The organism is Frateuria sp. GZRR35 (genome assembly GCF_051900415.1).
GTDB lineage: Bacteria > Pseudomonadota > Gammaproteobacteria > Xanthomonadales > Rhodanobacteraceae > Frateuria_A.
Window position 1 is genome coordinate 243,976 of the sequence record NZ_JBHZGL010000003.1, and the last position, 20,455, is coordinate 264,430.

The 20,455-nt window shown below is 66.3% G+C and carries 21 protein-coding genes; 8 read left to right on the forward strand and 13 right to left on the reverse strand.

Translation table 11 applies throughout. The features are described 5' to 3' along the window. Positions 1–990: a tetraacyldisaccharide 4'-kinase gene (gene lpxK / locus ACFWZ3_RS05765; protein ID WP_439706791.1), complete on the forward strand. Its 990-nt coding sequence runs from the start codon at positions 1–3 to the stop codon at positions 988–990. On the opposite strand, the gene ACFWZ3_RS05770 is transcribed toward lpxK, so the two are convergent. The 13 genes from ACFWZ3_RS05770 to ACFWZ3_RS05830 form a co-directional block, all read right to left on the reverse strand. Continuing rightward, positions 983–2,707: a type IV secretory system conjugative DNA transfer family protein gene (locus tag ACFWZ3_RS05770; RefSeq protein ID WP_439706792.1), complete on the reverse strand. Its 1,725-nt coding sequence runs from the start codon at positions 2,705–2,707 to the stop codon at positions 983–985. The genes lpxK and ACFWZ3_RS05770 overlap by 8 nt on opposite strands. A 43-nt stretch (positions 2,708–2,750) precedes the next feature. Next, entirely contained in the window at positions 2,751–3,089 is a 339-nt protein-coding gene (locus ACFWZ3_RS05775) for a hypothetical protein (protein ID WP_439706793.1), read from the reverse strand. A gap of 47 nt (positions 3,090–3,136) precedes the next feature. Then, positions 3,137–4,255, reverse strand: coding sequence for a type IV secretion system protein (locus ACFWZ3_RS05780; RefSeq protein WP_439706794.1), 1,119 nt, complete (start codon positions 4,253–4,255; stop codon positions 3,137–3,139). Positions 4,256–4,322: 67 nt separating this feature from the next. Further along, positions 4,323–5,117: a hypothetical protein gene (locus tag ACFWZ3_RS05785; RefSeq protein WP_439706795.1), complete on the reverse strand. Its 795-nt coding sequence runs from the start codon at positions 5,115–5,117 to the stop codon at positions 4,323–4,325. Positions 5,118–5,146: 29 nt separating this feature from the next. After that, positions 5,147–7,627: a VirB4 family type IV secretion/conjugal transfer ATPase gene (locus tag ACFWZ3_RS05790; protein WP_439706796.1), complete on the reverse strand. Its 2,481-nt coding sequence runs from the start codon at positions 7,625–7,627 to the stop codon at positions 5,147–5,149. A gap of 50 nt (positions 7,628–7,677) precedes the next feature. Further along, on the reverse strand, positions 7,678–7,986 hold the full coding sequence (locus tag ACFWZ3_RS05795; RefSeq protein WP_439706797.1) for a type IV secretion system protein VirB3: 309 nt from the start codon (positions 7,984–7,986) through the stop codon (positions 7,678–7,680). Next, positions 7,979–8,386, reverse strand: a complete 408-nt coding sequence (locus ACFWZ3_RS05800; protein WP_439706798.1) for a TrbC/VirB2 family protein — start codon at positions 8,384–8,386, stop codon at positions 7,979–7,981. Before ACFWZ3_RS05800 ends, ACFWZ3_RS05795 begins: the two co-directional genes overlap by 8 nt. Before the next feature lie 121 nt (positions 8,387–8,507). Next, positions 8,508–9,317 carry a transglycosylase SLT domain-containing protein gene (locus tag ACFWZ3_RS05805; protein ID WP_439706799.1) on the reverse strand — a complete coding sequence of 270 codons (810 nt, stop codon included), beginning with the start codon at positions 9,315–9,317 and terminating at the stop codon, positions 8,508–8,510. A 17-nt stretch (positions 9,318–9,334) separates the two neighbouring features. Beyond that, positions 9,335–10,384 (reverse strand): P-type DNA transfer ATPase VirB11, encoded by a 1,050-nt coding sequence (gene virB11 / locus ACFWZ3_RS05810; protein WP_439706800.1) that lies wholly within the window; start codon positions 10,382–10,384, stop codon positions 9,335–9,337. 14 nt (positions 10,385–10,398) lie between these two features. Continuing rightward, positions 10,399–11,577, reverse strand: a complete 1,179-nt coding sequence (locus ACFWZ3_RS05815) for a TrbI/VirB10 family protein (protein ID WP_439706801.1) — start codon at positions 11,575–11,577, stop codon at positions 10,399–10,401. Next, positions 11,574–12,341: a TrbG/VirB9 family P-type conjugative transfer protein gene (locus ACFWZ3_RS05820; protein WP_439706802.1), complete on the reverse strand. Its 768-nt coding sequence runs from the start codon at positions 12,339–12,341 to the stop codon at positions 11,574–11,576. Before ACFWZ3_RS05820 ends, ACFWZ3_RS05815 begins: the two co-directional genes overlap by 4 nt. Beyond that, entirely contained in the window at positions 12,338–13,219 is an 882-nt protein-coding gene (locus ACFWZ3_RS05825; RefSeq protein ID WP_439706803.1) for a virB8 family protein, read from the reverse strand. The genes ACFWZ3_RS05820 and ACFWZ3_RS05825 overlap by 4 nt, the downstream gene beginning before the upstream one ends. Continuing rightward, a complete protein-coding gene (locus ACFWZ3_RS05830) occupies positions 13,219–13,698 on the reverse strand; it encodes a hypothetical protein (RefSeq protein ID WP_439706874.1) in 480 nt (159 codons plus the stop codon). Before ACFWZ3_RS05830 ends, ACFWZ3_RS05825 begins: the two co-directional genes overlap by 1 nt. A 593-nt stretch (positions 13,699–14,291) precedes the next feature. Here ACFWZ3_RS05830 and ACFWZ3_RS05835 point away from each other — a divergent pair. The 7 genes from ACFWZ3_RS05835 to ACFWZ3_RS05865 all read left to right on the forward strand — a co-directional run bounded on the left by ACFWZ3_RS05835 (position 14,292) and on the right by ACFWZ3_RS05865 (position 20,410). Then, positions 14,292–14,624, forward strand: a complete 333-nt coding sequence (locus ACFWZ3_RS05835; protein WP_439706804.1) for a YerC/YecD family TrpR-related protein — start codon at positions 14,292–14,294, stop codon at positions 14,622–14,624. Next, complete coding sequence (gene hisG, locus ACFWZ3_RS05840) at positions 14,621–15,517, forward strand: ATP phosphoribosyltransferase (RefSeq protein ID WP_439706805.1); 897 nt, start codon at positions 14,621–14,623, stop codon at positions 15,515–15,517. Before ACFWZ3_RS05835 ends, hisG begins: the two co-directional genes overlap by 4 nt. Beyond that, positions 15,514–16,830, forward strand: a complete 1,317-nt coding sequence (gene hisD / locus ACFWZ3_RS05845) for a histidinol dehydrogenase (protein ID WP_439706806.1) — start codon at positions 15,514–15,516, stop codon at positions 16,828–16,830. Before hisG ends, hisD begins: the two co-directional genes overlap by 4 nt. Then, positions 16,827–17,885 carry a histidinol-phosphate transaminase gene (hisC, locus tag ACFWZ3_RS05850; protein WP_439706807.1) on the forward strand — a complete coding sequence of 353 codons (1,059 nt, stop codon included), beginning with the start codon at positions 16,827–16,829 and terminating at the stop codon, positions 17,883–17,885. Before hisD ends, hisC begins: the two co-directional genes overlap by 4 nt. A 91-nt stretch (positions 17,886–17,976) precedes the next feature. Continuing rightward, positions 17,977–19,041: a bifunctional histidinol-phosphatase/imidazoleglycerol-phosphate dehydratase HisB gene (hisB, locus tag ACFWZ3_RS05855; protein ID WP_439706808.1), complete on the forward strand. Its 1,065-nt coding sequence runs from the start codon at positions 17,977–17,979 to the stop codon at positions 19,039–19,041. Positions 19,042–19,052: 11 nt separating this feature from the next. Further along, positions 19,053–19,685: an imidazole glycerol phosphate synthase subunit HisH gene (gene hisH / locus ACFWZ3_RS05860; protein ID WP_439706809.1), complete on the forward strand. Its 633-nt coding sequence runs from the start codon at positions 19,053–19,055 to the stop codon at positions 19,683–19,685. Further along, positions 19,682–20,410 (forward strand): HisA/HisF-related TIM barrel protein, encoded by a 729-nt coding sequence (locus ACFWZ3_RS05865; RefSeq protein WP_439706810.1) that lies wholly within the window; start codon positions 19,682–19,684, stop codon positions 20,408–20,410. Before hisH ends, ACFWZ3_RS05865 begins: the two co-directional genes overlap by 4 nt. Positions 20,411–20,455: the final 45 nt, after the last annotated feature.

Consider the following 20,455-nt stretch of genomic DNA (forward strand, 5'->3'; position numbering starts at 1 on the left):
ATGGCGCTCGCGCAGAAGCTGGAAGAAGCCTGGTACAACGATGGCCGCACCCCGGTGTGGGTGCATCCGTTGTCCTGGCTTTACGCCGGCGTCAGCGGCCTGCGCCGTTTCCTTTACCGGCATGGCTGGCGCCGCAGCATCCGCCTGCCCGTGCCGGTGGTGGTGATCGGCAACATCACCGCCGGCGGCACCGGCAAAACGCCACTGGCGATAGCCGTGGCCCAGGCACTGCGTGAGCGTGGTTTCACGCCGGGCGTGGTCAGCCGCGGCTACGGCGGCACCCAGCGCGAGCCGCTGCTGCTCGGTGACGCACCCAACCCGCAGCGGGTGGGCGATGAGCCCAGCCTGATCCGCACCCAGGGCATCCCGGTGGCAGTGGGCCGCGACCGCCCCGCCGCCGCCCGCCTGCTGATCGGCAGCGGCTGCGACGTGGTCATCGCCGACGACGGCCTGCAGCACTACCGCCTCGCCCGCGACGTGGAAGTTTGTGTCATCGACGCCGTGCGGGGCTTCGGCAACGGCCGCCTGCTGCCCGCCGGTCCGCTGCGCGAACCGTTGATGCGTCTGGCCACCGCCGACATCCGCGTGTGCAACGGCGGCGAACGCATGGGCGCCTATCCCATGCAGTTACGCGGCGGCGAGGCCTGCGCGCTCACCGACGACACCTGTCAGCCGCTGACCGCCTTCACCGGCCAGCGCGTGCACGCCGTGGCCGCCATTGGCCATCCCGCCCGCTTCTTCGACAGCCTGCGCGCCTACGGCATCCTGCCGGTCGAACACGCCTTCCCCGATCACCACGCCTTCGTCCCGGCAGACTTCCACTTTGGCGAAGACTTGCCGGTGCTGATGACCGACAAGGACGCGATCAAGTGCCGGCGCTTCGCGCAGCCGGGGTGGTGGCGGGTGCCGGTCAAGGCGGAACTGCCTGCGGAATTCTTTGATGCGGTGGCGAGCCGCATCCGGGCAGCCACGGCGCGAGAGACTAGGTAATCCCGGCCGGCTCATCGCGCTGCCGGCCAATCTCCAGGTGAGGCACACTGGAAGCACCCAGAAGTCGCGACTTGAAGAAGCCATCTTCGTAGTAGCGAATCTTGTTGCAGCGGATCGGGTGCGGCGTGCCCTCGATGAAGACGATTTCCTTTTTCGGGTCGAGCGCCTTCAGCTCCTGCGGCAGCATCAGCGCGCGCTTTTCTTCGACTTCCGCCAGGGACACGCTGCTGCCTTGGCCGAATCTACCCCGGGAGCGCGTGCGCTGCCGCTTGCGCTGCGTGGTGTAGCCGAGCATCTCGCTGTACTCGTTGGCATCCCGCTGCTCGCGCGGCGTGTAAATCACCTGGCAAGCCAGGTTGGTGATCATGCTGCGGGCCTTGTCGGCACCGTACACGGCATCGAGCTGGGAGAGCGACTGGATCACGCAGAACACGCGCACGTTGTAGCCGGCGAAATAGGCTACGCCGTCGACCATCACGTCCACCCGGCCCAGTGCGGTGAACTCGTCCAGCATGAACAGGCACGGGTGCCGCAGGGTCGGATCCTTGTCCGGGGTAACGTCCACGTTGAGCTTGATCGCCTGGTTGAAGAACAGGTTCAACAGGCCGGCCGCTTCGGTGAGCTTGCTGGGGGAAATGCCGACGTAGATCGACTGCACCCGGCGGCGCAGGTCCGGCAACCAGAAGTCGTTGCCCGAGGTGGCCTCGTCCAGGATCGGGTTGGCAAGGATGAGTAGGGGAGCCTGCGTGCTGGCGATTACGGAGGTGAAGGTCTGCTCCGCCAACGCGGTGACATTGGCAAAGGCCGTGCGTGTCTCGTGGCTGACGTGGGGGAGCTGGAGCACGGACTTCAGGTGCGTCTTGAGATCGCTCCCGTCCCCGGAAAGCAGGCGGTAGATCGCGCCGAGCGTGGGATAGCCATCGTCCTTGGCGAACCCCTTGCCGAGGCCGTCGCTCCAGCAGTCGAACAGGAGGCTGGCGGATGCAACGAAGGTCGAGCGCGCCATGTTCGCCCAGAAAGGATCCTGGTTCGGCGGGTCCTTGTACAGGCAATCGGCGATGGCCTGCAGGTCGGACGTGCGGTGGGTCGCGCCGGTCCGCACGTAAGCGAACGGATTCCAGCGATGGGTCCGGAGGTCCTCGGCAAATGGATTGAATAGGAAAGTCGGGCCGAGCTTGGAGCGCCACTTCGAAGTGATGTCGAAGGCCTCCTGCTTTATGTCCAGGACGACCATCGAGCCCTGGTAGCTGAGCAGGTTCGGGATCACTGCGCCGACTCCCTTGCCGCTTCGTGTCGGCGCGGCGAGCAAGGCGTGGCGAGTGCCCGGAAGACGCAGAAAGCTGCGACCTAGCCTGCCCACGATGATGCCGGTCGGGTCGTCGTTGAGCAGCCCAAGCCGGGCCAGGTCGCCACGGCCGGCAAAGCGGGCGTCACCGTGGGTGGGGCGCGACCGCGGTCTGAACATGAAATAGAGCAAGCCCGCCCATGCCGCCAGGGGCAGGCCGAATCCCGCGCCGCCGGCGAGCTTGATCTGGGCCACGTAGGGGTGAACTTCCGGCCTGGCGGTCGCGGCCAGGTAACGCGCGTACGTGGCAACGCCGAGTGGTGCCTGCACGTGCAGCAGGGTCAACACCCACCATCCGGATGCGTAAAGACCCGCGCCCAGCGCCAGCAGCAGAGCCAGGGAGGCGGCAATCGCCTTGTTGCGCAACGTCATGGGCTTACCTTTCCATGGGTCAGGTCCGACCGAACTGGCGGCATCAGGGCACGGCGCCCCATTCGGCAATGATCGCGTTCAGCAGCGCGGCATTGGTCGCGACGTTTGCCCCCGGGCAGGTCATCAGGTAGGTCCTGCGCAACTGCGAGGTCGCCGGCGCGTCGAACCAAGGGTCAAACACGACCAGGCTGAAAAAGTACGTGGTCGCAGGCACGCAGGCGGGGCCACCGCTTGCGCCCGCGCCGGAAATGCCGGCCATGCAGGTATAGACGGTGCAGGGATCCACGCTCTGGGCGTGAACCGGCGCTGTGGTCAGGCCAGCGGCCGCGGCGCCGAGCGCAAGAAGGACGGAACGGGCGTCTCGTATCAAGGCGATCTCCATCGGGTTGGCGAACCGTTTGCGGGAACTGACCCCGATTGGGATCAGTTCTAGTCTCTCGGATGCGGGCGCACCGGGATCGCATCGTCCCGAAGCGGGGGCGACATGGCCGTCGTGCGTGCGCCGGACCCAGGCAGCGCACCGCCGTGCTGGCTATTGCCCCCATGCTGCTGATGGCCTGGCTGCCTTGCCTGAGAGGGTTGATGTGCGTGCGATCCGCCATACCCACCGTAGGATCCCGGCGGCTGTCCTTGCGGCCCAGGGCGATTGCCAGGACCGCCGCCGAAGGCCGAGTAGTGCATGAAACTCCCCACGGTGCCCTGAAAGAAGGCGGCGGCCAATGGCGGCACGCTGACGATCAGGACGGTCATCAAAAGGCCGATACCGCCTTGTTGCAGGGCCTGGTTGGAAAGACCTTCGGCGCCGAGCGTGGTCATCTGGCTGACCAGGTTCGCGGTCCAGAGTGCGGCTGCCACGCGCAACGTCAGCTGCAAAACGAGAGAACTGATGAAGCTGAGCGCGGCCATGGAAAAGAGCGTGCCGATGCCGTAAAGCAGCCACTTGCGGAAGAGATCCTTGGTCTGGTCGAAGATCAGGCAAAGGATGAACAGTGGGCCCATGCCGATGAAAAGGGCAATGGTGGCCTGATAGAGCAGCAGCATCGCACCGGCAGCCATCGGCGGGCTGGCCGTGCCCAGTCCGGCGATGAGCATGGCGTGCGCCTTGCGTTGGGCGTTCTCCACGTCGCCCGGAGCGACCTGCACGACATCGATCGCGCCCAGCGCAAGCTGAGTCCAGGCCAGATTCTGATCGATCGTTTCCGCTGCGGTATCGTCGCTGCCGGTGAACAACTGGTTGATGCCGGTACTCAGGTCGGTGGTGAACAGTTGTTGCAGGTTCGAGCCGAAGACCGACATCGTCGTTGCGGCGCTGACGATGATGACGATGCGCGTCATGTTCATCACCATCGCCATCAGCGATTCGTGCGATCGCCCTGTAATCAGCCGGTAACCCTGGATCGTGATCCACAGCGTGACCATGAGCAGCGCCAGTGCGCTTGCCCAGGTCATGAAGGACGCCATGAGGTCCATTCCGAAGGTGTTGATCTGCTTACTCAGGTAGTCGTACACCAGCCTGAAGTAAACGAAATCGGCGAGGTTTGTTGGCATTGCGCCTGATTCCTTTCTTGCGCGCTTGGCGGCCTTTCCTTGATGCCCGGGACGCCGCGCGAATGCGTCAGTCGACCGAGAAGGCGGCTTTCAGTGCCGCGGCTTGCACCACGGTTCCGAGCACGTCCCGGCCGTTCAGCGCCTTTTTCGCCAGCATGGATTGTTGCTGGTTGAGCGCCTGGATGATCGCCTCGTCTCCAGCAATGGCTGTCCGCCATTGCTGCATCGCAAAAGCCGTGGTTGCGCTGTAAGTGGCAGCCTGAGTAGTGGCGCCGCTCGTCGTGCCCAGCGTTTTGACTTCGTTGGCGAGCTTGTTCAACTTCTGCAAGGTGCCGCCGTACTGATCGAGCTGGTCGAGCACGGCCACCGTGCGGTTGTACTCGTCGATCTGCAGCATCGTGATGTTCGCGCAGATCTGCTGCTGAGCCACGGTAATGGGCGTCTCCGGACTGATCGCCGATACGACCGATGTCACCAGGCCTCCTATGATCGAGCCACCCGACGCACTCGGGCAGTTCTGGTCGATAAGCTCAGTGGGATCGTCAATGGGCTCGAGTTTGTTCGAGGAAAAAGATATGTTGGTGCCGAGGCCCTTGATGGTCATGAGCAACTGCTTGAACTGCTCGACCTGCTGGTAATACTGCTCGAGCTGCTTGGCGTACTGCATGCCCTGCCTGGTGTATTCGGCAATGCTCTGTGCCAACTGCGACTTGAAGCCTTCCTCGCTCGCCGCAATGGCAGTGGTGTCGGTGACTAGCACCTGGGCCCGGGTGGCTTCAACGTTGATGCCGAGCAGCGCTACGACGAGCGCGACCTTGCCCCATGGGTGCGGGCGCAACGGGTGGGGGAACACGTGGTTCATGGCGGCTTCCTCTGGCAGATGACGTTGGGCTAACCAGCCGTTGCGTGGGACGCGCGGGCGACAGGTGGCGCGATGGCGCGGGTCTTGCCGCTGCCCTTGCGGCTTGCATAGAACAGCTCCAGCCATTGCTCCGGGCGCAAGGCATCGACGTGTACGCCTTCGGCGAGGGCGCACTCGCGCAGGATCCGATGCATGATTTCGATGTTGTCGGTGGACGCGGAGATCACCGCCAAGGCGTCGTCCATGCCGCGCAGGTTGAGCTGGCAGACGGCGCTGGCGTGCCCCTGCTTGACCAGGAAACAGCGGGATCGCTCGTCCAGGCTCACCACCACCTGGTATTCCGCTTCGGTCAGCTTCAACCCGTTGACGTAGTCCTCGCGGCTTGCATTGGGGTTGGGCAACAGGATCATCGTGGCCGTCTGTTCGACCAAGGCGGCGGCGATGTCGCTGGCCAGCGCATCTTCGGGACTTTGCGTGGCGAAGATTCCCAGGCCGTTCTGCTTGCGGATGGTTTTCTGCTTGTTCTTGGCGAATTCCTTGAGGCCGCCCTTGCCGTCGAGGATCTTCCAGAACTCGTCCATCACGTAGATCAGTGGTCGACCGTCGATCAGCGCTTCCAGCCGGTGAAGCAGATAATTGATCACCGGTGCCCGTACTTCCGGGTTGTCGATGATGTCGGTGTAGTCGAAGCCGATGATGTTCGCCTTCTCGAGGTCGATCGTGTCGACCGGGTTGTCGAACACCCAGCCGAGCGAATTGCCGGCGGTCCATTTGCGCATGCGGATGAACAGGCCGTCGTCGCCCAGGTTCGGCAGGCTCTTCTGGAAGTTCGTCATGTTGCGCAGGCGTTTGGGGGTGTCGAGCATGTTCTCGACCGCTCGGAAGATGTCCTCCTCCTCGCGCGAGCTGTACACGCTCTTGCCGGCCAGCACCTTGACCAGATCGGCCAGGAACTGGACGTTGGCCTCGGTCCGCTCGCAATGGAACGGGTTGAAGCCGGTGGGCTTGCCGTTTTCCAGCGCAAGGTAATTGCCGCCGCAGGCGCGCACGAAGATTTCCGCGCCACGATCCTTGTCGAAGAAGAAGATGGTTGGCGCAGGTTCGTATTTCTGCACCTGGCTCAGCAGGAAGTTGATCAGCGCCGTCTTGCCGGTGCCGGATTTGCCGATGACCATCGTGTTGGCGATGGCCTTCTCGCCCAGCGAGTTCTCGGCGGGGTGCGTGGCGTGGAAATTGAAGTAATAGGGCTGTCCGTTGCTGCTCTGCAGCGTGGTGACGCAGTCGCCCCATGGATTGTTTTCCCGCTTGCCCATGGCGAAGTTGTGCAGCGGGCTCAACCCGAGGAAGTTCAGCGAGCTGACGTTGGCAAGGCGTGTGCGGTACTTCCAGTTACCCGGCAGCTGCGCGTAGAAGGCTGCGGTAACGGCGAGATCTTCCTTCACTGATACGAAGCCGGCGTTGGAAAGCTCAGCGCGGGTCGCGGCGATCTGTTGCGACAGCGCTTCCTGACTGGGAGCATAGATGGCGACGGTGAAGTGGTACTCGCCCAACACGAAATTGCCCGAGGCCAGCTGGTCCATGGCCAGATCCAGCTCGGCGATCTGGCTGAACGCCTTGTCGCCGGAAGACACCATCATGCCCTTGGTGCGGTCCAGCGCCTTGAGCGCATCCTGGCGCCCCATCGGGCTGAAGGAGTGCGTGATCACGTACTCGAAACCAAGGTATTTCAGGCCGTTGAGAATCCCCGGATAGGTGCCGTCGGTATATTCCTTGATATTGAGGATGGCGCCGAAGTGGTTGACGCCCTGGGGCGTGGTGATGACGAAATCGCCAGTCTTGGCGGAGAAACGCTGCTTGCTAACCGGCAGATAGTTGTACACCGGCGCGGGCAGCACGGGCACCGGCTCGTCCAGCCGGTTGAGCAGGTAGCCGTAGAATTCCAGCGCCTCGGAGAACACCACCCCGTTGGCTGCTTCGTACATGCCCAGGCGGCGCGGGGCGTAATCCTTCAGCACCGCCTCGACGTTGCCCGCCAACTCGAGGATGGTGCCCACGGCCTGCTGTTGCTCGGCCTCGAGTCGAGTCACGTCGCTGGATTTCTCCGCCAGCTTCTTCCCGCTGACGACAGGGCGGTAGAGCATGGTGAGGTAAAGCTCGTTCTGCATGAGCTTTTGGCTCGAGAGCGATTCGTAATACGCCTCGGAAAGAGCCTGGTTGAACGGCTGGGCGAAACGGGCGCAGTCAGCGATGCGGCGCCGGCGGCGCACGTCGTGCACCCAGAAGGCGACATTGACGAAGTCGGGCGCGCGCAGGGTCTGCAGCATGCGGTTGAAGGTGGTGTGGCGATGTTCCAGCTCCCATTCCTCGCGCCCCACGAATGGCAGGCCACCCAGGCGCCAGACCATCACGAAATCGCCGCCGGTGGTTTTCAGCACCGTGGGCGAGACGTGGGTGGACAGCGGTACCAGCTCGCTGATCGGGGTATCGGGCAGAAAGACGGGCTTGGACATGCGCAGGTTCCGGTGGCCGCCCTGGCGGTGAGGCCAGGGCGGCTGTGGCGTTACGGGTTGGCTTTGGACTGGCCGCGGTAAATGTTGGGCGTGAATACCCACGTGCCGTCGTTCTCCCCGATGTTCCTGACCCGCGTACGGAACTGCAGGCGCAGGCCGAGCAGGCGGAAGATCATCTCGTCGCGCCGGGCCATCTGGCGCATCACGAAGATCACCGGCGGCATCAGCAGCAGGAAGAAAAGGTTGAAGTACATCGCCAGCAACATGCATCCGCCCGCGCCCATGAAGAACGGCACGTAGGGCACGCCCATGAACATGGGAGGGCGGGTGCAGCCGCGGAACAATGCATCCTTATGCATAGAAGTTGAGCGCGTGGGTGATCAGGCTCGCGGTGCACGCCGTGGCACCCGAAGCACTGGTGCTGCCCGCCAGGAACATCTTGGCGATCTGTCCCGCGGCGCCGATCAGGACGGCACCGATCAGCACCGGCGAAATGTCCGAGATGCGCTTGTGCGCGAAGGCGATCTGGTAACCGGAGAAGACGATCGCGATCGTCACCACGATGATCGAGATCGCGTTGAGGATCTTGTTGACGTTGCTGGCGAAACCGCAGGTCGTGGCGATCGTGTCGGTGACGTCCTGGCCGAACGCGATGCCGGGCAGCGCGAGCGCCAGGCACGTCGCCAGGGCCATGAACACGGCGATGCCGCTACGGATGGGGTGGCGGGCGTTCGGGTTTGCGGACGGGATCTTGGCCATCTTGGATTTTCCTCGTGGGCGGTTGGAAAGCAGCGGCCATCGGGCAATGGACGCTTCATGGATGGCCGCCCGATGGGCAGCCAGATTTGGTGGTGGCACGAATGACGCCAGCCCCCGCCGGTCAGAAGACGAACGCAGCATCCGCTGTCTCCTGGTCGAGGGTGGTCTGGCCACCGGTGGTGGGGCTGGCCGCGGGAGGATTGCTCCGCGGCGGGTCGCCCGGCCCGCTTACGCGTGGGACGAATGCCGAGGCGGCTGGCTCGGCAGGCTCCAGGGGTGCGGGGGTTGGTTGATGCTCGGGCGTCCCTGCGTGGCCGGGCGTGTCCGCTACGGCGGCGACCAGCGTGCCCGCAGCCGAGTCGATGGCCACCGAACGGATCAATACGCGATAGGCCGCGCTACCGGAAAGGGCAGGGCGTACCGCCGGTGACCGATGGGCGGCGGGGTGTTCGGTTGTCTGCGGGCGGACGGTTATCGGCTCGGAGCCGCCAGGCAGGCCGGCGCCGAGCGAGGCGAAGATCCGTTGCACGTAGCCATCGCGATAGCCGGTGATGAAGTTGCCCGAGTAGTAGCAGCTGAAGGCCTTGCCCCAGTCGTCGCCCGATCGCCCGTAACACTCCGCCAGGATGCGCGCGCCCGCGGTGAGGTTGGCGCACGCGTCAAAGGCCTGCTCGAAAGTATTCAGCCCGTACCGTGGCAGGTTGCTGCGATTGATCTGGGCAATGCCGAGCGAAAAGTCATATCCGTTCGACGCGAGCATGCGCGCCGTAGCGACCGCCTCGCCAAGGTTGCGGGGCTGGCGCTCCAGTCGGGCGCCGACGACGCCGATGGCGAAGCGATTTCCGCCCGATTCGGCCAGGACAACGTGTTGCATCACCTCGGCAGGAACCGCCAGGTGGGGACAGGATATCGGGTTGAACGCGGGGACCATCCTGGATTCCTCGTCGGTCAGCGCGCTTGCTGCAGCGGTTCTTGCAGCGAACGGCGCGCGGGATCGAAGTCGATGCCCGTGATATGCCGCTGGCCCGCGTGCGCCTTGATGTGGACGACGACGTCGATCGTCAGCTTGAGCAAGCGCTTGATCGTCTGGAATTCGAGCCCGGCACCCTCGGTCGATGCCTTGACCATCAGTGCCAGCTGGTCCCAGGTCTGCTCGGTGCTGCCTGCGTGGCAACTGGTGATCGATCCGGGATGGCCCGACGCACAGTTGCGGATGAAGTAGAACGCCTCGTCGCCGCGCAACTCGGCGAGGATGATGCGGTCGGGCTTCATGCGCAGGCAGGTTTCCATGCAGCTCTTGGCCGTGACGTTGCTGGCGCTCTGGCCGCCCTTGGAATAGAGCAGATGCACCACGTTGGGCTGGCTTATGAAAAGCTCGCGGGCGTCCTCGATGGTGACCAGGCGCTCTTCGGCCGGGATGTGGTGGACCAGCGATTTCATGAAGGTGGTCTTGCCACTGCCGGTCGCGCCGGACACCACGATGTTCTTCTTGCTGCGTACGGCAGCTTTGAAGAACTCGGCGTAGTGGCGCCGGGCGCGCAGGTCCAGCAGGTGGCGATCCTCTTCGCCCAGGTCGCGCTCGTCCTCCAGGACCTGGTCGAAGAAACCGTCGGCCTGGTACTGGTCCAGTGTCCGGGCGTGCTTCGAGGGCAGGCGGATGGTGATCGAGACGCTGCCTGCCTCGCAGGCGGGGGGGATGACGAACTGGGCGCGCTGCCCGGTCGGAAAGGTCAGCGAAACCACCGGATCGATGTCGGTGATGCGTTGTCCGGTATTGCTTTCGTTCACCACGGCGGTACAAAACTGGCGCGCCCGCTCGAAGGTCAGCGTCGGTACTTCTACCCGCTGCCAGCCGGAGCGGCTTTCCAGGTAAAGCTCGCCGGGACGGTTGATGCAGATCTCCGTGACCTCGGGCGAGGCCATGAACTCACGCACGCCCAATACCTCGTATTGGTAGTCGAGGAATTCGTTCGAGACGAGGGCGAGGGTGTCTTCCATGGCTGCCTTCGGGCTCAGAAGCGGGCGACGACGTCACTGAAATCCACGTCGCGGGCGACATAGACGTAGATCACCGTGCCCTGGTTGATGGTTACCGTGGGTGGGCGGTTGGCTGCCTCGCGCACGGCCATGTCGGCCAGGTTCTGTACGGTGCGGGCCGTGTTGCTCTCGAAGGGTTCCTGTACGACCACGCCACCGGCGGCAATCGACGAAGTCGTGGGACCGTGCTCGGCGGCCTCGTACTTGAACGCATCGCTGAGCATGCTTATGAGCAATGCGGCGCTGATGCGATTGCCCCAGTGCGCGTCGTAGTGCCCGGGCAAGCCGGCGCCGCCCAGGTTGTCGATGCCCGGGCTCGGCTTGCTGCTCATGTCCACGTCGATACCGGTGGGCGTGATGATGCGGTCCCACACCACGGCGACGCGTCGCCCCTTGGGGCCACTCGAGTAGGCGCCGAGCACCTTGGAGCCCTTGGGCAGCAGCAACTTGCGCCCGTTGAACGAATACACCGGCTCGGTGACGAGGCAGGAGGTATAGCCCGGCACGTCCGTCACGATCCGGGTTTCCAGCACACAGCGGATGTAGGTGCCACGCTGCATCAGCGCATCGGCGTGCTCCAGCGGCTTGGCCTGGGTGGAAGTCGCGCGACTGGACGCCAGCGACCCGCCTATGCCTGGAGACCGTGCACCGGCCGGCGCGGATGAAAGGTTGGCCATGGAACCCGACGTGCCGGCGATGCGGCGCTCGACCAACGTGGGTTCGCGGGGCGCGTAGGCCAGCGGCGCCTGCGCAGGCTGGACCGTCGGCTGCGGGGGCAGGGGTGGCAAGGCCGGTTGCCTGGCCAGCGGGATCGGCTCGGGTTCGGGCCGGTGCGCGGGCGGCAGCGCCAACGCCGGCGGCGCATCGGCCACGGTGACCCTTTCTTCCCTCGGTTTGCTCGGTTCGTGCCGCGAGGTGGCGCTGCTGATCATCCAGTACGAGACGAACAGCAACAGCGCGACGGCAGTACCGAGCATCATCAGCGCGCGCCGGTTCACCCGCCGCAGCTCGTTCGACTTCAGTTGCGGTGCGCCGGAGTCCAGGTCCGGCGCGGCGGATTGCTCGTAGTGCATCGAGTACGGGTTGTGGGCAAACGCTTCGCCATGACCGGCGTCCGTGCCATCGGCGGCCTGGTAGGGGGTATGCGTGCTCACTTGGCGGCGTTCCTTCGCAGGCCGATGACGTCGTCCCCGTGGCGGATGACGAGGTAGGGGTAGGTTCCGTGGACGACGATGGTGTTGCCCTCGACGGTCGTGTTGACGAGGGAATCCTCGCCGTGCTCCGTTTCGCGCATGAAAACGGCAGGGAAGTTGCCAGTGGGAAAACGCTTGAGGTCGCTCAAGCGGATGTAGGTGAAATGGCCATCGTCGTAGACGTGCGCCGGCACCAGCCAGGGCGCGCTCTTGCTGCGCGTGGCGTAGTCGTAGTCGAAGTTGTAGCTGCGTCCGGGGACCAGTCGCGTATCCAGCGGAGGTGCTTCGGCGGCTTTCTTCTTCTCCGTCGAAAAGCTGGTGTCGGCCGGATAGGCGAACGTGATCTTGTACTGCACTCCTTCGCGCTTGGCCTGGTCCAGCGCCTTCCAGTCGGTCGCGACCACTTTCAGCTCGAAGATGTACGAGTGTGTGGCCGTGCGCACCATCATGTTGGTGTCGACGTCCACGTTCTTGGGCTTGAGATAGAACACGTTGTCGCGGCGGGTAAGTTCCCAGCCGTTGCTGAAGCCGGTGCTGTAATCGAGGATCTGCTCATTGGGGCTGAGCTCGATCTGCGTGGTGATGCCCAGGCCCGTGCGCACCGGGTAGATGCGATCCGGCTGGTACTCGTACTGCTGCACGACCTGGGCGTGGGCCCGGGTGGGCGCGCCGATGGCGAGCGCGCAAACCAGCGGTGCCGCGAACATGAGGCGGCACCGGTTCATCGCGTCACTCCGGTCGCCGGCACATCGGGTGTCCCATCGAGCCGTGGCGATGAATCCTGGCCCTGGGTGGGCGGTGACCCGGCCGGGGAGTTCGTCGGGGCGGGACGGGTCACGACCTGCGCATTGGCGGCGCTGGGGACCTCGACAGGCGCGGGCGTGGCGTAATCGTTATCCACGCGGTAGCTGGTGACCCAGAACCCCAGCGGGTTCTCGATGCGGTTGCGGTCGTCCATTTCCAGGTTCGCCTTGTAGGTGAATTCCATCGTGGCGATCTTGCTGTCCAGCGGCTGGGTGGCGCCGCTTTGCTTGTCGTAAAGGCTGCGCTGGAAGCGGACGGTGGCGCCGGTCGGCGTGCGGCCCGTGCCGCCGCCGATCAACACGATGCTCAGCAGCTTTACGCGGATGGCCTTGTCCTTGCCGTAGGTTTTGTAGGGACCGTCAGGATTCATCGGCGAATACAGCCGCGTGTAATCCGCCTTCACACCGGGGGAGGCCATGGTCTGTACGGTGGTCCAATCGCCGAGGCTGAGCAGGGCCAGGTCGTAGGATTCGCGGGCCATCACGAAATGGGCGACGTTGCTGCGGTTGATCGCCTCGCTGGTGCTTATCCGCCGATGAGTGAGGTCCTCGGTCAGCCGTGCCACGGTGCTGGTGCCGGTGTAGGCATCGGCCATCACCAGGTAGGGCACTTTCTGTTTGAGCGGCAGCATGTAGAAATAGCCGCCGGCAAGGATCAGCGACATGCCGAGGGCGCAAAACGCCACCCACCACGCGCGGCGCTCGCTGCGGCGGGCGACGTCCGCGATCGATAGTTCGTAGTTGACCGCCTTGGCGACGGCTTCTTCGACCTTGCGTGATCCGGTCTTCCTGGCAAGCATCAGCGCACCCCGCCGGCGGCGTCGGGGGAGGCGGGACGGGCCGTTGCGGAGGACGCAGGAGATGCGCGCGACGTGCTGCGGGGTGCGATGGCGGAGCCGAGTGTCTTTACCCGATCGACCTGGAGCCTTCCACCCGCGACGGTGACCGACACGCCTTGTGCCGCGTAGATCTCGCTAAGCTCGGTGGCGGCCTGCCGGACGTCCGCCGTGCGCACCTTGGTGACCGGCGCGAACAGCGTGTAATCGGACGGGATGCGATAGACGAGCGTCATGCCGGTGTCGGTCGTCCAGCGGACCAGCATGTTCCGCAGCGTTTCGTCCATCGGCGCGGCGTAGTAGGTGTAGGGCCGGTTCAAGGGGATCTCGGTGGTGGACGACTGGAAGCGGTTCACCGGCTTCCAGCGGCCACCGAAGTCCTTGGCGGCGGGCGTGCCGCAACCGGCCAGCAGGAGTGCAGGCAGCAGCAAGGTGCCCAGGATCCGGTTCGAAGAAGCCTTTTTCACGTGGTGCTCGCAGGTCGAGGCGGCTGTCAGCCGCGTGGCGTAGGGCGTGTGCACGCGCGCCGGCAACGGCGCGGCAGGCCGCGCCTCGTCCGGTGCCGGGCAGTCAGGAAATGCGGGGGGGAGGACGCGATGCGATGCGCTGGCGTGTTTCCACCCAGGCGTGCGCGTGCACGGACGAAACGTCTGGTCACGCTCGTCGGCTTGATTGCGTCGAGCGCGAAAAACTTCGTCTTTCGCGTGGCACGAGATAGCGATTCCATTCCGACTCCCCTGTCCATTCCGTCGTCAAGCAGGTCCCCGGGCGCAGCGCGAACGACCTCTTGGCAGCAGCGTTCACGTCACTTGAACGCGTGGCTTATTAGAGCTGCGGCCAACGACGGGCGACAAGCTCGATGCGTCGGCGCGTGACGTCATCCCCGTGACATCCTCGCTGTGGGTCAATCCTTACGACCGGACGGCGAGCGGCAGTCAACGTGCTGGCTTGGCCTTCTCGCGCATGCGCGGCGGCTTGCGCCGCACCTCGAGTGTGTCTATAGTGCTCGCCTGTTGTATTAGCGTGTTAGTACATTATGAAGCGACGAGCGATCGATCCCGAGACCCCGAACGAGTCGGTGGAGCGCAGCCTGTGCGAGGCGCTGTTGGCGCTGCGCGACGTGGACGAGATGCAGGCGTTCCTGCATGACCTGTGCACGCCGGCGGAGCTGGAGGCGCTGGTGGATCGCTGGCGGGTGGTGCCGTACCTGCAGGAAGGGCTGCCGTACCGGGAGATCCACGAGCGCACGGGGGTGAGCATCACCACCATCGGGCGGGTGGCGCGCTACCTCAACCAGGGCAACGGCGGCTATCTCGCCGCGGCGGCGCGCGCGGCACGCAAGCGCAAGACCGCCAAGGCACCGGCATGAGGCCGCGCGATCGACTGCGCATCGCGATGCAGAAGTCCGGGCGGCTCACCGAGCCGGCGCAGGACCTGCTGACGCGCTGCGGGTTCACCTTCCGGCAGAGCCGCGACAAGCTGTTCTGCTTCGGCGAGGGCGAGCCGGTGGACCTGTTGCTGGTGCGCGATGACGACATCCCCGGGCTGATCGCGCAGGGCGTGTGCGACTTGGGCATCGTCGGGCGCAACGTGCTCAACGAGTACGAGCTCACCGCAAGCCGCGAGGATGACGTGGCGCTGGCCGAATGGCGCGGGCTGGGCTTCGGGCGCTGCCGGCTGTCGCTGGCGGTGCCGCAGGAGATGGACTATGCCGGCGCCGGGGACCTTGCCGGGCGCCGCATTGCCACGTCCTATCCGGGGCTGCTCGGCCGCTGGCTGCGAGAGCAGGGCATCGAGGCGGGGGTGGTGACGCTGGCCGGTTCGGTGGAGATCGCGCCGCGGCTGGGTACGGCCGAGGCCATCTGCGACCTGGTGCAGAGCGGCGGCACGCTGGTGGCGAACCAGTTGCGCGAGGTCGAGGTGGTGCTCGACAGCGAGGCGCTGCTGGTCGGGCCGAAGGTATTGCCGGCCGACGAGCGCGGCGATCTGGTCGAACTGCTGCTCAAGCGCATCGATGGCGTGATCCAGGTGCGCGAGTCGCGGCTGCTGCTGTTGCAGGCCGCGCGCGGCTCGCTGGAGGCGATCACCCGTCTGCTGCCGGGCGGCCCGCAACCGACGCTGCTGCCGCTGGCCGGCCAGCCGGACCAGGTGATGCTGCAGGCGTTGTGCGCCGGCGAAGTGAGCTGGCGTCAGTTGGAAGAGATCAAGAAGGCCGGTGCGCGCGAGATGTTCGTGCTGCCGGTGGAGAGGATGCTGGCATGAAGCGGCTGGTCTGGAACGCACTGGACGAAGCAGGGCGCGAGGTGGCGCTGGCGCGACCGGTGCAGACGCATGCGGTCGGCTTGCGTGAAGTGGTGCGCCGGATCATCGCCGAGGTGCGCCGGCATGGCGACGAGGCCTTGCTGCGTTTCACCGCCTCGTACGACCGTTGCGTACTGGAGCGGCTGGAGGTGCAGCCGGAGGAGTTCGATGAGGCCGAGGCGGCGCTCGATCCGGCACTGAAGGCGGCCATTCGTGAGGCGGCTGGGCGCATCGAGGCCTTCCATCGTGCGGCGGCGCCGGTTTCCGTGGCGGTCGATACCGCGCCGGGCGTGCGGGTGGAGCGCGTGCTGCGGCCGATCGACCGTGTCGGGTTGTACGTACCGGCCGGAAGCGCGCCGTTGCCTTCCACGGCGCTGATGCTCGGCGTGCCGGCGCGTATCGCCGGCTGCGCGGAGGTCGTGCTGTGCTCGCCCGCGCGTCCGGATAATCGCTGCGATCCCGCCGTGCTGTATGCAGCGCGCGTGGTCGGCGTGCACCGCGTATTCAAGCTCGGTGGCGCGCAGGCGATCGCCGCGCTGGCCTACGGAACGGCCAGCGTGCCCCGCTGCGACAAGCTGTTCGGCCCGGGCAATGCCTGGGTGACCGAGGCCAAGGTGCAGGTATCGATCGATCCGCGCGGGGCGGCAATCGATATGCCGGCCGGCCCGTCCGAAGTGCTGGTGGTGGCCGACACACAGGCCGACGCGGCGTTCGTGGCGGCCGACCTGCTGTCGCAGGCCGAGCACGGGCCGGATTCGCAGGTGTTGCTGGTGAGCCCGTCGGACGCGCTGCTCGATGCCGTGGCCGACGAAGTCGAGCGCCAGTGCGCGGCCTTGCCGCGGGCGGGTATCGCGCACGGGGCGCTGGCGCACAGCCGCTTGATCCGGGTCGAGTCGCTGGCGCAGGCGCTCGAGGTCAGCAACCGCTATGCGCCCGAGCACCTGATCCTGCAGGTGGCCGAGCCTCGCGCCTGGCTGGCGCGGGTGACCTGCGCCGGCTCGGTGTTCCTTGGCGCGTGGACGCCCGAGTCGGTCGGCGACTATGCCAGCGGCAGCAACCACGTGTTGCCGACCTATGGCTACGCACGCAGCCACAGCGGCGTGTCGGTGGCCAGTTTTCAGAAGCAGATCAGCGTGCAGGAACTCACGCCCGAAGGCCTGCGGGCGATCGGGCCCTGCACGGCCACGCTGGCCGCCGCCGAACAACTGGAGGCGCACCGCCGCGCGGTGACGCTGCGCCTGGCGGCACTCGACGCGGAGGTCTCCCCCGCATGAGCGTGCTGGAGCTTGCGCGCGCGGAGATCCGCGCGCTGGTGCCGTATTCCTCCGCGCGCATGGAGGCGACGGGTGGTGCGTTGTTGCTCAATGCCAACGAGTCGGCTTGGGCGCCGTTCGGTGACGAGGGCCTGGAGTGCCACCGTTACCCGGACCCGCAACCGCTGGCTTTGGTCGAGCGGCTCGCCGCACTGTATGGCGTGCGCCCGGATCAGGTGCTGGTCGGGCGGGGCAGCGACGAGGCGATCGACCTGCTGGTGCGCGCGTTCTGCCGTGCTGGCGAGGACGCGATCCTGGTGCAGCCGCCGACCTTCGGCATGTATGGCGTTTGTGCGAGGGTTCAGAACGCGGCAGTGATCGAGGTGCCGCTGGCGGCGGATTTCGCGCTGGACGCCGACGCGTTGCTCGCGGCGGTGAAGCCGGCGGTGAAGCTGGTGTTCGTCTGTGCACCGAACAATCCGACCGGGGCGGGCGTGTCGCTGGAAACCGTCGAGTACCTGGCCCGGCAACTGGCCGGGCGGGCGCTGCTGGTGGTGGACGAGGCTTACGTGGAGTTCGCCGACGCCCCCAGCGCCGCGATCTTGCTTGACCGCTACGAGCACCTGGCCGTGCTGCGCACGCTGTCCAAGGCGTGGGCGCTGGCCGGTGCGCGCATCGGTTGCCTGCTGGCGCACCCGGAAGTGGTGGCCCTGCTGCGGCGCATCCTGCCGCCGTATCCGCTGCCGCGCCCCTGCGTGGCAGCAGCACTGGACGCCTTGTCGCCGGCAGGGCAGGTGGCCGCGCGTGAACGCATCGGCGTGGTGCGCGCCGAGCGTGCGCGGATGGCGGCGGCGCTGGGAGCAATCCCGGGCGTGCTCGCGGTGCTTTCGTCGCAGGCGAATTTCCTCGCCGTGCGTTTCGAGGATGCAGCGGCGGTGTATCGGCGGTTGTTCGAGGCGGGCATCGTGGTGCGTGACGTACGGCGTTATCCGGGGTTGGCGGATGCCTTGCGCATCACGGTCGGGACGCCGCAGGAGAACGATCGGGTGCTGGCGGTGCTTGGAGGTGAGGCATGAGCGGCGTTCGTCGCGAGCGGGCCTTTACGCGGTTCCCCGCCGGGTTCGGCGTGGCGGTCGCGTACGGGATGCGCTCCTGCGGGGGCGGTGCATGAGCAGGAAGCTGCTCTTTGTCGATCGCGACGGCTGCCTGATCGTCGAGCCGCCGGACGAGCAGATCGACAGCTTCGCCAAGCTCGACCTGCTGCCGGGCGTGATCGGCGCGTTGCAGCGCTGCGTCGCGGCCGGTTACGAGCTGGTGATGGTAACCAACCAGGACGGCCTGGGTACGGCGAGCTTCCCCGAAGAGGCGTTCCGCGGGCCGCAGGAGTTGTTGCTGCGCATCCTGGCTTCGCAGGGCATCGCGTTTCGCGAGGTGCTGGTCGATCGCAGCTTCCCGCACGAGGCGCTGGATACGCGCAAGCCGGGGATCGGCCTGCTGCGCCATTACCTTGCCGACGACAGCTGGAGCCGCGGCGCATCCGCGGTGATCGGTGACCGCGAAAGCGACATGCAGCTGGCGGCGAATCTGGGCGTGCGCGGTTTCCGGGTCGGTCCGCAGGGGGCGGGCTGGGAAGAGATCGCGCATCGCCTGCTGGACGCGCCGCGCACCGCTTCGGCGCGTCGGCGCACGCGCGAGACGGCCATCGAGGTGAGCGTGGATCTGGATCGACCGGCCGAGCCGCGGGTTTGCACCGGGCTGGGCTTCTTCGACCACATGCTGGAGCAGATCGGCAAGCACGGCGGTTTTGCGCTCGCGCTCGCCTGCGCCGGCGATACGCAGGTGGACGAACACCACACGGTCGAGGACTGCGCACTGGCGCTGGGGCAGGCGCTTCGCCAGGCACTCGGCGACAAGCGCGGCATCGGTCGCTACGGCTTCACCCTGCCAATGGACGAGGCGCTCGCCAGTGCGGCGCTCGATCTTTCCGGGCGGCCATGCTTCGTATTCGACGGCGCCTTCCCGCGTGAGCGTGTGGGCGATCTGCCGACCGAGCTGGTGTCGCATTTCTTCCGCTCGCTGTGCGAAACGCTGGGCGCCAACCTGCACCTGTCGGTGCGGGGAGAGAACGCGCATCACATGGTCGAGGCCTGCTTCAAGGTCGTCGCCCGCGCGTTGCGCGAGGCCTTGCGGCGCGAGGGCAGCGAGCTGCCCAGTACCAAGGGGGCGTTGTGAGCGCGGCGGTGATGTCCACTCCGGACGCGGGAGCAGGGACCTCGGCCTCGAGCGCGTCGGTCGTGCTGGTGGACGCAGGGGGCACGAATATCGGTTCGGTGCGCTATGCCCTGCAGCGGCTGGGCGTGGATGCGCCGCTGACCTCGGACCCGGCAGCGATCCGCGCGGCCGGGAAGGTGATCCTTCCCGGCGTGGGAGCGGCCGGTCCCGCCATGGCCCGGCTGCGGACGCTGGGACTGGTCGAGGTGCTGCGCGGCCTTACCCAGCCGGTGCTTGGCGTGTGCCTGGGCATGCAGCTTCTCTGCGCGCGGTCGGAAGAGGGCGAGGTGGACTGCCTCGGACTGATCCCCGCGGTCGTGCGGCGTCTGCAGCCCGCGCCAGGCGTGCGTGTTCCTCATATGGGATGGAACCGGTTGCAGACATGCAGCGAACATCCCTTGCTCGACGGCATCGCCGCCGATGCACAGGTCTACTTCGTGCACAGCTACGCGGTGCCGCCGGGCGACTACACGCTGGCGTCCGCGGAGCACGGCGCGCCGTTCTCGGCCGTGGTGGCACGCGGCAATTTCTTCGGCATGCAGTTCCACCCGGAACGCTCCTCTGCGGTGGGCGCCCGCCTGCTGCGCAACTTCCTCGCCCTATGAAAGCCGAAATCATCCCCGCCATCGATCTGCGCGCAGGCCGCGTCGTGCGTCTGGCGCAGGGCGACTATGCCCGCCAGACGACCTACCAGGACGATCCCGTCGCGCTGGCCGCAAGTTACGCGGCGGCCGGGGCGAACTGGTTGCACGTGGTCGACCTGGATGGCGCCCAGGCGGGCGGCTTTGCCAACTTGCCGGTGATCGAGGCGCTGGCGCGCACGGGACTGCGCGTGCAGGCCGGCGGTGGCGTGCGTGGCGTGGCCGACGTGCACCGATTGATGGATGCGGGCGTGGAACGCGTCGTGGTTGGAAGCGTGGCGATCCGCGATCCGGAGCGGGTGGCCGATTGGCTGCAACGGCACGGCGCCGAGCGCTTCACCATCGCACTGGACACGCGTTGGTCAGACGATCGCTGGACGCTGCCGAGCGCCGGCTGGACCCGCGCGGAAACGCGCACGCTGGACGAACTGGCTCCGTGGTATGCGGCGAGCGGCGCACGGCACCTGCTGTGCACGGACATCGATCGCGACGGCATGCTGGCGGGGCTGAACCTGGCGCTCTATCGCCACCTGGCGGCCATTGCGCCGGCGCTTGCCGTGCAGGCGTCCGGCGGCGTGCGCTCGGTGGAAGACATCCGTGCCGCGCGGAGCGCCGGCGCGCGCGGTGTGATCCTCGGACGGGGCCTGCTCGAAGGCCGCTTCGGATTGGATGAGGCGATGGCCGCATGAGCAGGTTCCTGTTGGCCGCATATTGCGCCGTGTTGCGCACCGGAG